This is a genomic window from Candidatus Pelagibacter sp. PS_28 (genome assembly GCF_059417885.1).
In genome coordinates this window covers 527,245-538,347 of record NZ_CM182070.1, presented here as the reverse complement: position 1 = coordinate 538,347, position 11,103 = coordinate 527,245, and the positions used below count along the sequence as shown (strand labels likewise).

At 28.9% G+C, this 11,103-nt stretch carries 11 protein-coding genes; 8 read left to right on the top strand and 3 right to left on the bottom strand.

Annotated features, from left to right (window positions below):
• Nucleotides 1-41: 41 nt before the first annotated feature.
• Genes ruvX through AC5SMR_RS02870 form a run of 7 tightly spaced genes read left to right on the top strand, consistent with a single transcriptional unit; the run spans nucleotide 42 to nucleotide 6,738 of the window.
• Nucleotides 42-497, top strand: a complete 456-nt coding sequence (gene ruvX, locus AC5SMR_RS02900; protein WP_006996848.1) for a Holliday junction resolvase RuvX — start codon at nucleotides 42-44, stop codon at nucleotides 495-497.
• A gap of 42 nt (nucleotides 498-539) precedes the next feature.
• Complete coding sequence (locus AC5SMR_RS02895; RefSeq protein WP_006996847.1) at nucleotides 540-1,481, top strand: aspartate carbamoyltransferase catalytic subunit; 942 nt, start codon at nucleotides 540-542, stop codon at nucleotides 1,479-1,481.
• Entirely contained in the window at nucleotides 1,482-2,768 is a 1,287-nt protein-coding gene (pyrC, locus tag AC5SMR_RS02890; RefSeq protein ID WP_494577290.1) for a dihydroorotase, read from the top strand.
• Nucleotides 2,769-2,770: 2 nt separating this feature from the next.
• Nucleotides 2,771-3,346, top strand: coding sequence for a glycerol-3-phosphate 1-O-acyltransferase PlsY (plsY, locus tag AC5SMR_RS02885; RefSeq protein ID WP_494577289.1), 576 nt, complete (start codon nucleotides 2,771-2,773; stop codon nucleotides 3,344-3,346).
• Between the two features lie 37 nt (nucleotides 3,347-3,383).
• Nucleotides 3,384-5,975, top strand: coding sequence for a type I DNA topoisomerase (gene topA, locus AC5SMR_RS02880; RefSeq protein ID WP_494577288.1), 2,592 nt, complete (start codon nucleotides 3,384-3,386; stop codon nucleotides 5,973-5,975).
• Nucleotides 5,972-6,274: a hypothetical protein gene (locus AC5SMR_RS02875; RefSeq protein WP_494577287.1), complete on the top strand. Its 303-nt coding sequence runs from the start codon at nucleotides 5,972-5,974 to the stop codon at nucleotides 6,272-6,274. The genes topA and AC5SMR_RS02875 overlap by 4 nt, the downstream gene beginning before the upstream one ends.
• Before the next feature lie 2 nt (nucleotides 6,275-6,276).
• A complete protein-coding gene (locus AC5SMR_RS02870; RefSeq protein WP_494577286.1) occupies nucleotides 6,277-6,738 on the top strand; it encodes a RidA family protein in 462 nt (153 codons plus the stop codon).
• On the opposite strand, the gene AC5SMR_RS02865 is transcribed toward AC5SMR_RS02870, so the two are convergent.
• Nucleotides 6,735-8,033, bottom strand: a complete 1,299-nt coding sequence (locus AC5SMR_RS02865; protein ID WP_494577285.1) for a UDP-glucose dehydrogenase family protein — start codon at nucleotides 8,031-8,033, stop codon at nucleotides 6,735-6,737. The two genes, AC5SMR_RS02870 and AC5SMR_RS02865, sit on opposite strands and share 4 nt — an antisense overlap.
• Entirely contained in the window at nucleotides 8,033-8,845 is an 813-nt protein-coding gene (locus AC5SMR_RS02860; RefSeq protein ID WP_271479712.1) for a sugar phosphate nucleotidyltransferase, read from the bottom strand. Before AC5SMR_RS02860 ends, AC5SMR_RS02865 begins: the two co-directional genes overlap by 1 nt.
• A 4-nt stretch (nucleotides 8,846-8,849) precedes the next feature.
• On the opposite strand from AC5SMR_RS02860, the gene panC reads away from it, so the two are divergent.
• Complete coding sequence (gene panC, locus AC5SMR_RS02855; protein WP_494577284.1) at nucleotides 8,850-9,692, top strand: pantoate--beta-alanine ligase; 843 nt, start codon at nucleotides 8,850-8,852, stop codon at nucleotides 9,690-9,692.
• Here panC and mgtE read toward each other — a convergent pair.
• Entirely contained in the window at nucleotides 9,689-11,062 is a 1,374-nt protein-coding gene (gene mgtE / locus AC5SMR_RS02850) for a magnesium transporter (RefSeq protein WP_006996838.1), read from the bottom strand. The two genes, panC and mgtE, sit on opposite strands and share 4 nt — an antisense overlap.
• Between the last annotated feature and the right edge of the window lie 41 nt (nucleotides 11,063-11,103).

Here is an 11,103-nt window from a genome sequence, read left to right as displayed (position 1 = left end):
AATATGTCGGCAAACTATCACTTAAGTATAAAATATACAATATGATCACAATTGAAGATTTTAAAATAAAACACACAAATAAGGTGAGATTTATTGGTTTAGATTTAGGGTCTAAAAGAATTGGCGTCTCAATTTGTGATGAAAGACAATCCATAGCCACACCCTTTAAAACCATAAACAAAACCAACACAAACGAACTAATTGATGAACTTAAGATAATAATTAAAGATAATAATATTGGTGGAATAATTGTAGGGAACCCAGTTAATATGGATGGCAGTCTAGGTAGATCCGCTCAATCAGTTAATGATGTTGCATCAAATATATCAAAATCTATAGACCTACCAGTAATTTTGTGGGATGAGAGACTTTCAACAGTTGGAGCATTTAATCTATCGAGTTTATTAGATGTTAATGTTTCAAAAAGAGTTAAAACAATTGATCAAAATGCTGCGGCCTTTATTTTACAAGGGGCAATAGACTTTTTAAATAATTAATACTTGCCATAGTGATGGTTAATAGTTATAAAGTTAATTTTAATGGCAACCAAAATAAATAAAGCTATTAAAATCTCTCAAAAACACCTCCTAGGGATTCAAGATCTATCAATTAATGATGTTAATTTTATTTTAGAAGAAGCTAAAAGTTTCATCAAATTAAATCAAAGTAAAAACAAAAGATTAAATGTCTTAAGTGGTAAAACTCAAATTAATTTGTTTTTTGAGCCTTCAACAAGAACACAGAGTTCATTTGAATTAGCTGGAAAAAGATTAGGTGCAGATGTTATGTCAATGAATATGGCAAATTCAGCTATTAAGAAAGGTGAAACACTAATAGATACCGCAATGACTTTAAATGCAATGCATCCTGATATAATTGTAATTAGACACCAAGACTCAGGAGCATGTAATCTTTTATCTCAAAAAGTAAATTGTGCAGTACTTAATGCTGGTGATGGAAGCCGTGAACACCCTACTCAAGCTTTATTAGACGCTTTAACAATTATAAATCGTAAAAAGAAAATTGAAGGTTTAAGAGTTGCGATTTGTGGTGACATAACTCATTCACGTGTTGCAAGATCAAATATTTATCTTCTAAATATGCTGGGTGCAGAAGTTAACATTATCGCACCATCAAATTTAATGCCAAAAGAAATAGAAAAGTTTGGGGTTAATACTTTTACAGATATGAAAAAAGGTTTGAAAGATTGTGATATTGTAATGATGTTAAGGTTACAAAATGAAAGGATGACTAGTTCTTTCTTGTCTTCTAATAGAGAGTACTATGAATATTATGGACTAACTCCAGATAAGCTTGCTCATGCGAAAGATGATGCTTTAATTATGCATCCAGGCCCTATGAATAGAGGAATCGAAATTGACACTAAATTAGCAGATGACATTAACAGAAGTGTAATTAAGGAACAGGTTGAACTAGGTGTTGCAGTAAGAATGGCTTGTTTAAAAATATTTTGTGAATAAATGAAAAAACAATATTTTATAAATGCAAATATAATTGACCCTTATAACTCTATCAATGAGAACGGCGGATTAATTATTGGAGAAGATGGCTTTATTGAAGCTGTTGGTAAAAAAGTAAATATTAATAACATTCCTTCAAGAGAAAAAGTAATAGATTTAAATGGCAAATATATATTCCCAGGTCTAGTTGATATGCGTGTCTTTGCAGGTGAACCTGGTTATGAATATAAAGAAAATTTTAGAACTCTAAGTAATGCAGCTCTTGCAGGAGGTGTTACTTCAGTTGTTACTATGCCTAATACTGACCCAATTATAGATAACGTTTCAATAGTAGATTTTTTAAAAAGACGTGGAAGAGACAAATCTAAAATTAATGTTTTTCCAAGTGCTGCTCTTACCAAAAATATTGAAGGAACTAGCATGACTGAATTTGGTTTACTTCAAAGCAGAGGAATAATTGGATTTACTGATGGAGTTAAAACAATTCAAAATACTAGATTAATGTCACGTATAATGAATTCAGCTAAAGACTTAGGCGCACTGATCATGCAACACGCTGAAGATTATGATTTATCCAAAAATGGAATGATTAATTCTGGAATTATTGCAACTAAACTTGGATTATCTGGAATACCTGCTGTTGCTGAAAGAATAATTATTGAAAGAGATTTAACGTTACTTGAAAACATTAAATGCAGATATCACATATCACAGATTTCAGCTGCTAAATCAGTAGAAATTATCGAGGAAAGAAAAAATAAAGTTAAATTTACGACAGGTGTATCCATAAATAATCTTTCATTAAATGAAAATGATATAGGAGATTTTAGAACTTTTTTAAAATTATCACCGCCATTAAGAACTGAAGAAGATAGAATTGCTCTAGTACAAGGATTAAAAGATGAAACAATCGACGTTATTGTATCTGATCACAAACCAGAAGACGAAGAGCAAAAAAGATTAACATTTGCACAAGCGTCTACAGGGGCCTCTGGAATAGAAACGCTTTTATCATTAAGTCTAGAATTATATCACAATGGCTCTGTTAAATTAGAAACTATCATTAAAGCTTTAACATCAAACCCTGCAAAAATTTTAAAAATTGATAAGGGTAATCTTTCAGTAGGCAATGAAGCAGATTTTTGCATTGTTGATATTGATAAGCCATGGGTTGTCAAAAAAGATAAGCTTGTCTCCAAATCAAAAAATACCTCTATTGAAGACAAAAAACTCCAAGGAAAAGTCACTAATACATTTGTAAAAGGTGAAGAATTATTTAAGTTATAATAATGGAATATTTAATTGTTGCATTAAGCTCATATTTATTAGGATCAATACCCTTTGGTTTTATACTTACAAAAATATTTTTAAAAAAAGATATTAGAGATATTGGCTCAGGAAACATTGGAGCTACAAACGCTCTTAGAACAGGTAATAAAACATTAGGCTACGCAACTTTACTACTAGATATAACAAAAGCTGTATTGCCTGTATTATATTTAAAATTTAATTATCCTGATTTTATCTTTATTGCATCATTAAGTGCATTTTTAGGTCATGTTTTTCCAATATGGCTTAAGTTTAGAGGAGGCAAAGGTGTTGCAACATATGTTGGAATATTATTTTCGATAAACATAGTTTTGGGTTTAGTATTTATTATTAGTTGGGCTGTTACATTTCTTATTTCAAAATACTCATCACTTTCATCACTAGTTGGTAGTTTAATGGTGCCAATGTATTTAATAATTTTTGAAAATTATAATTCAATATTTTTCATAATAATGTTTGTGCTTATATTCTACACGCACAGAGAAAACGTCAAACGATTGAAAAACAAAGAAGAAACAAAGACTAAAATTTATTGATTTGACTATCTAAGTCTTTTAAGTAATTTGTTTAGTAATGAATCTTGTAGTCGTAGAAAGTCCAGCTAAAGCTAAAACTATCAACAAATATCTTGGTGATGAATATATTGTTTTAGCGAGTTATGGTCATATTAGAGACCTTCCCTCAAAAAATGGTTCTGTTGATCCAGAAAATAATTTTAAGATGGAATGGGAAGTCGATAATTTTTCTAAAAAATATCTTAAAGAAATTACAGATGCAGCTAAGATTTCATCAAAAATTATACTAGCAACTGACCCAGACAGAGAGGGAGAAGCAATTGCTTGGCATGTTAAAGAATATTTAAATGAAAAAAAATTAATTAAAGACAAGCATATAGAAAGAGTTGTTTTTAATGAAATTACAAAAAAAGCTGTTATTCATGGAATTGAAAACCCTCGACAAATAGAGCCACTACTTGTTGATGCCTATATGGCTAGAAGAGCCTTAGACTATTTAGTTGGCTTTAATATATCACCAATTTTGTGGACAAAGTTACCAGGTTCTAAATCTGCAGGTCGTGTTCAGTCAGTTGCCTTAAAATTAATTACAGAACGAGAACATGAAATAGAGCTTTTTGATCCTGAGGAATTTTGGACTTTAAGTATTCAATTCAACGATAGTGATAAAAATTCTATATTAGCAAGTATCACTCAATTGAATGATAAAAAAATTGAAAAATTTTCTTTTAAAAATAAAGCTGAAATTGATAAAACAATGGAAGAGGTTAAATCTAAGAATTTCAATATAAATGACATCTCTAGCAAAGTTGTTAATAGAAACCCTTCTGGCCCTTTTACTACCTCCACATTACAGCAAGTTTCTTCTGGTAGGTTAGGATTTGGAGCGTCACGTACAATGCAAATAGCTCAAAAACTTTACCAAGGTATAGAAATTGACGGTGAAACTATTGGTCTTATTACGTATATGCGAACAGATGGCACTAACCTGTCCACAGACGCTATAGATACTTTTAGAAAATATATAAAAAATGAATTTGGTGATGAATATGTTCCAGATAACGCAGCAAGTTACTCTGGAAAAAAAGCTAAAAATGCTCAAGAGGCACATGAAGCAATTAGACCCACAGATATAATGCGAGCACCAGATACAGTTAAAAAATACCTAAGTCCAGATCAGCATAAATTATATGATTTAATTTGGAGTAGAGCCCTATCCTCTCAAATGAAACCCGCTCAATTTGACAGAAATACTATAACGATAACTTCGGATGATAATGGAACAATTTGTAAAGCTAGTGGATCTGTTATTAAATTTGATGGCTTTTTAAAAGTTATGAAAGATACTAAAAAAGATGATGATGAAGATATCCTTCCTGAAATGAACAAGGGTCCAGTTAATATAGAATCTCTATTAGATGAACAGCATTTTACACAGCCACCACCAAGATATTCAGAAGCTAGTTTGGTTAAGAAATTAGAAGAATTAGGTATTGGAAGACCTTCAACATATGCAAGTATAATATCTGTTATATCTACTAGAGGATATGCGGAAACAATTAATAAAAGATTTCACCCAACTGATCGTGGTAAATTAATTTCTGCTTTTCTTGAAAAGCTTTTCTCTAAATATGTTGATTATAACTTCACAGCAAGTTTAGAAAATCAACTTGATGATATTACTACCGGGAAGGAAGGATGGATAAAAGTTCTAGAGTTATTTTGGAAAGACTTTAATCAAAACGTATCTGACGTTAAAGAGAAAAGAACTAGGGAGGTTTTAGATCTATTAAACGATAGTCTAGGAAGTTTAATTTTTGAAAGAGATGCGGATGGAAATATTAATAGACAATGCAAATTATGTGACAGTGGATCATTAAGTTTAAAAAATAGTTTTAGAGGTGGTGCTTTTATTGGTTGCTCAAATTATCCAGATTGTAAATTTACCAGACCCCTGTCTAAAGCAAAAGCAGCTGCTCAATCTCAATTAGCTGAACCAAAGTTTATAGGTAAGCATGAAAATGGAAATGACATGTACCTTAAAAATGGAAGATTTGGTCCCTACTTACAATATGAAAAAATTGAGGAAATAAAAGAAGAGATTATAATTGAAACAAAAAAGAAAAAGAAAACAAAAAAAAAGAAGATAGAAAAAGAAGATAATAATTTAAGAAATGTATCAATACCTAAAGGAATTACATTAGATAGCGTGGATCTTGATAGAGCTAAATTTTTATGCTCATTACCAAAAAATTTAGGCATTAACCCTGAAAATCAGAAAGATATAATATTAAACTCAGGAAGATTTGGCCCATATTTGAAATGTGAAAACAAATCAGCAAGAATTGAAAATGTTGAGGAGATCTTCTCAATTGGACTTAATAGAGCAATAACTCTAATAGCGGAGGCTAAACCTGGTAGAATGTCTGCATCAATTATAAAAGATCTAGGAGAACACCCTGAAGACAAAAAACCTGTTAGAGTAATGAAAGGACAATATGGGCCTTATATTAAATATAAATCTCTTAATGCAACAATTCCAGAGGAAAAAGACCCCTTAGAACTTAATATGGAAGAAGCTTTAATATTAATTGAGAAAAGAAAAGAATACGATAAAAATAAAAAAGTTAAAAAAAAGAAAAAGAAATGAAAAAAATAGTATTTATAACATTAATTACATCAGTCCTTATGTCTAAAACTATGGCTGAAAAAATTGATTGTAATCAGTTTGAAAAGATTAGTGCAAAATACATAGAGTGTTCAGCAAAAAATCTAAAAGAAAAATCTTCAGAACTTAAATTAAAAGCGACGGTTGGAGCTGAAGAACTTAAAGATAAAATAACTACTAATGCTAAGAGTGGAAAAAAGAAATTTGACAAATCTAGTTTTAAAGAAAAGCTTGTTAAATTTAAAAACAATAAAACATTAACTGAATCTATGGAGAAATAATCATGTCATATGAAGATAAAATAAAAAAATTAAACTTAGAACTACCAGAAGCAAGAGATCCAGTTGGATCATATCTTGCATCAAAACAAATTGGTAAAATGTTATTTATCTCAGGACAAATTTCTATTGCAGCAAATGGAGAATTGATCAAAGGTAAGGTTGGTAAGGATTTAAAAACTGAAGATGGATATGAGGCAGCTAAACGTTGTGGCCTAAATATAATATCTCAAGTTAAAAAAGCTTGTGGCAATGATCTTTCAAAAGTAAAATCTTGTATAAAACTTACAGGGTTTGTTAATTCAACAGAAGACTTTATAGAACAACCCAAAGTAATAAATGGTGCTTCAGATTTAATAGTTTCAGTTTTTGGAGACACTGGAATGCACACAAGAGCTGCAGTTAGTACAAATAGTTTGCCCCTTGGTGTGTCAGTTGAAGTTGATGCTATTTTTGAATTAAATTAATTTCCAATACTAAAATATTTAATTTTCTGATCTTTCATCTTATTAGCAGAATAAATATTTCTCATATCAAAAATTGAAAATTTTTTATTTTTAACATCTTTTTTGAAATTAATAGTTTTAAAATCATTCCATTCTGTATGAATAATGATTAAATCTGATTTTTTAATTGCGTCTTTAATGTTGTTTGAAAAAGTAACATTATTAAATTTTTTAAAATCTGACTTTTCACCAGTAGGATCAAAATAGTTTATTTTTGCACCTTTTTTAATTAATGCAGGGATCATTGTTAGACTTGAAGAATCTCTCATGTCATCAGTATTTGCCTTAAATGTAACACCTAAGAAACAAATATTTTTATTGTTTACTTTATTTTTTAAAATATCAAAAACTCTTTTTAACATTAATGATGATCTATTTTCATTCGATTTAATGACACTTTTAATAACTGTTAAATTTGTTTTAAATTTATTGGCAGTAGCTGTAATAGCTTTAGTATCTTTAGGAAAACAAGATCCACCATAAGCAGGACCTGCTCTTAAAAAACGGCTGCCAATACGATCATCAAGCCCCATTCCAATGGAGATATCCTCCACATTAACATTAATTTTTTCACACAAATTGGCTAGCTCATTAATAAAAGTAATCTTTGTTGCGAGAAAAGCATTAGAAGCATACTTTATTAATTCGGCTGCTCTTCGAGACGTATTAACGTACTTTGCACCTTTTGATATCAATGGTGAATAAAGATTTTTTAATATCTTATTAGATTTTTTATTATTTGTACCTATTACTACTCTATCTGGATAAGTAAAATCTCTTATAGCATCACCTTCTCTTAAAAATTCAGGATTTGAAACTACTGAAAAAAAATTTTTTGATACTTTTTTTGAGATAATTTTTTCTATTTCGTCTCCAGTGGTCACAGGAACAGTAGATTTAGTTATAATAACTTTAAATTTTTTAATAGATTTACTAATTTCTTTTGCAACATTGAATACCTGACTTAAGTCAGCGTTATTTCCATTTTTTTTAGTGGGTGTGCCAACACAAATAAAAATAATATCAGACTTTGAAATTGAATCTTTTAAGTTCGTAGAGAACTTTAAACGATTATTTTTATAATTTTTAATGAGTAATTCATCTAAACCAGGTTCGTATATTGGGATAATACCATTTTTTAAGTTTTCAATTTTACTCAAATCTTTATCAACACAAATTACGTCATTTCCTAAGTCGGAAAAACAAACTCCACTTACTAAACCAACATACCCCGTTCCTATCATACAAAGTTTCATTATTTAGAAATCTCCAAAGTTGATTTAATATAACCCTTCATTGTTCCGCAATCTAAGTATTTACCTGAAAAATTGTGACCGATAAACTGATTATCATCTTCTATTAAAGCTTGGATAGCGTCAGTGATATGAAATTCACCACTTTTACCTGGTTTTAGAGATTTTAATTTAGAAAAAATTGTTTTAGGTAATATATATCTTCCTATTACAGCATTATTAGAAGGTGAAGTTTTTATAGAAGGTTTTTCAACAACATTATTTATAATAAAATTATTTTTATCAATTTTTTTTCTGATGTTGTAGATACCCCACCTAGATACATCATTTTTATTAACCTTCATACTTGCCATAACTGATGCTTTAAATTTATTATGCACAGCAATCATGGACTTAGAGCAGTTTTGTTTAATTATCAAATCATCAGGTAGCAACATTAAAAAATATTCATCTGTAATAAATTTTTTAGTCTTGTAGACAGCATCACCAGTTCCTAATGGTTTGTCTTGAAAAACAAATTTAATCATTTTTTTATATTTGAGAATTTTTTTATATTCTTTGATAATTTTTGGATCATTTTTTTTCTTGATAATATCTTTATAAAATTTATCATTATAAAAATATTTCTTTATCATCAATTTTTTTTTAGAAATAATAAATACAATTTCCTTAATACCAGCCTCAATACATTCTTCGATAATATATTCTAAGCCTGGTTTTCCATTAATAGGTAGAAGCTCTTTAGCAAAAACACTTGTTAGTGGTAGTAGTCTAGTCCCAAGACCAGCTAAAGGAATTATAGCTTGTTTAATCATATAAATGTTTTACTTATTAATATTCTTATTACAAATGAAATTAATAAAATTAAAAACTGATTTAATTAAGGCAATTGAGTTAGATAAAAGATTAGGTTTTGTCCCAACAATGGGAAGTTTGCATGAAGGTCACAAAACATTAATCAAAACATCACAAAAAAACTGCAAAAAAACATTAGTAAGTATTTTTATTAATCCAACTCAATTTAACAATAAAAAAGATTATAAAACATACCCAAAGAATTTAAAGCAAGATTTGAGTTACCTTAAAAAACTTAAAGTTGACTATGTATATTTGCCAACCATTAAACAAATTTATTGGAAAAAAAATAATAAAATTAAACTAAATAAATCACAAAAAATATTATGTGCAAAATTTAGAAAAGGACATTTTGAAGGTGTGCTTGATGTTTTGGATCGTTTTATTGAATTAATTTCTCCAAAAAAAATGTTTATGGGGGAAAAAGATTTTCAACAATTTTTCTTGGTTAAAAAATATATTGAAAATAAGTACAATATCAAAGTTCACGTTTGTAAAACAGTCAGAGAAAAAAACAAACTAGCTTTATCTTCTAGAAACTCTTTATTAAATAAGAAAAGTTTTATCAATTCAGGAATAATTGCAAAAAAACTATTATCTCTAAAAAATGAGATTAAAAAAAACAAAAAAAATTACAAAAAAATGATATTTAATTTAAAAGAAGAACTATCTAAAAATTTTGATATTAAAATTGAATATTTGGAATGCAGAAACACACATAATTTAAGCACAAATATTATGAACAAACCTTTTAAACTTTTTGTGGCCTACTATATTAATAACGTACGATTAATTGACAATTTTTAGAGAAAATAAGCACTAACACCAAGAAATGAAACAAAACCAATAACATCAGTAATAGTTGTTACAAACACACTTGATGCAATAGCAGGATCAATATCCATTTTTTTTAAAGTTATAGGTACTAAAATTCCAAATAAACCTGCAACAATCATCGTAACTATCATTGACATAGAAATTATTAAAGAAAGTAGAGAATCTTGAAACCAAACTTGAACTACTAAAGCACTTATTATTGCAAATATAATGCCATTTAAAATACCAATATTAAATTCTTTTAAAATATTTTGTGTAAAATTGTTTTTTGTTAAGTCATTTGTTGCTAATGTTCTTACAGTTACTGCCAAAGTTTGCATTCCAGCATTACCACCCATAGAAGCAACAATTGGCATAAGAAATGCGAGTACTACCATTTGTTCAATTGTAGCACCAAATAAACTAATAACCCAGGTTGCAAGAAATGCTGTAAATAGGTTTAATAAAAGCCAGTTAAATCTTCTTCTAGTTTTCTTAAAAACTCCATCAGTAATTTCTTCATCCCCTACCCCAGCTAATCTTAAGGCATCTTCTTCAGCTTCTTCTTTTAATACGGTTAAAACATCGTCATACATGATCATACCAACCAACTTGTTTGATTTATCAACAACAGCTGCTGAATTTAAGCTATAGTTTTCAAACACGTTACCAACTTCTTCTTTGTCCATATCAACAGGAATAAGTAGTTGAGATTCTGACATAATAGAAAGCATTTTAGTTTCTCTCGAAGTAGTCAAAACTTTAGATGATGGAACGGTTCCAATCGGTTTAAAATCTTCATCTATAATAAAAATTTCTAAAAATTCCTCAGGTAAATCTTTATTTTCTCTTAAATAGTCAATTGTTTGACCAACTGACCAATTACTAGGAACGGCCGTGAACTCACGTTGCATTATTCTAGCAGCTGTGTCTTCCGGATAACTTAAACTTTCAAGTAAAGCAAATCTATCTTTTGGAGGTAAGGAGCTTAATATTGTATTCTTATCTTTTTCATCAACATTTTCTAAAATTGTAATTGCATCATCAGATTCAAGATTTTTTAAAAGTCTAACAATAGTATCAGGTGAAAGATAAGCTATGATTTCAGACTGCACCGACTCGTTTAATTCAATAAAAACTTCTGGATCTATATTGAAATTATTAAGTTTAATTAAGCTTTCTCTATCATTTTGACCAAGATGTTCAATTATATCAGCCGCATCAGCTGGGTGCATCTCATTAAAAGAATTAGTAATAAATTGAGCATCATTATTAGCAATCTTAGAAGTAACAACTTTTATGTACTCTTTATTAAACTCAAAATTAACTTTTTTATCTTTTATTTTTTTTATTAAAGACATAAATTTACCTATAAATCAATTTTGCACTAATAGTGCATAAT

Excerpts from the sequence above, each read along its gene's own strand:
- mgtE (WP_006996838.1), bottom strand. The coding sequence starts at position 11,062 with ATGTCTTTAATAAAAAAAATAAAAGATAAAAAAGTTAATTTTGAGTTT.
- plsY (WP_494577289.1), top strand. The coding sequence starts at position 2,771 with ATGGAATATTTAATTGTTGCATTAAGCTCATATTTATTAGGATCAATA.
- ruvX (WP_006996848.1), top strand. The coding sequence starts at position 42 with ATGATCACAATTGAAGATTTTAAAATAAAACACACAAATAAGGTGAGA.
- topA (WP_494577288.1), top strand. The coding sequence starts at position 3,384 with ATGAATCTTGTAGTCGTAGAAAGTCCAGCTAAAGCTAAAACTATCAAC.
- AC5SMR_RS02895 (WP_006996847.1), top strand. The coding sequence starts at position 540 with ATGGCAACCAAAATAAATAAAGCTATTAAAATCTCTCAAAAACACCTC.
- AC5SMR_RS02870 (WP_494577286.1), top strand. The coding sequence starts at position 6,277 with ATGTCATATGAAGATAAAATAAAAAAATTAAACTTAGAACTACCAGAA.
- pyrC (WP_494577290.1), top strand. The coding sequence starts at position 1,482 with ATGAAAAAACAATATTTTATAAATGCAAATATAATTGACCCTTATAAC.
- AC5SMR_RS02865 (WP_494577285.1), bottom strand. The coding sequence starts at position 8,033 with ATGAAACTTTGTATGATAGGAACGGGGTATGTTGGTTTAGTAAGTGGA.
- panC (WP_494577284.1), top strand. The coding sequence starts at position 8,850 with ATGTTTTACTTATTAATATTCTTATTACAAATGAAATTAATAAAATTA.
- AC5SMR_RS02860 (WP_271479712.1), bottom strand. The coding sequence starts at position 8,845 with ATGATTAAACAAGCTATAATTCCTTTAGCTGGTCTTGGGACTAGACTA.
- AC5SMR_RS02875 (WP_494577287.1), top strand. The coding sequence starts at position 5,972 with ATGAAAAAAATAGTATTTATAACATTAATTACATCAGTCCTTATGTCT.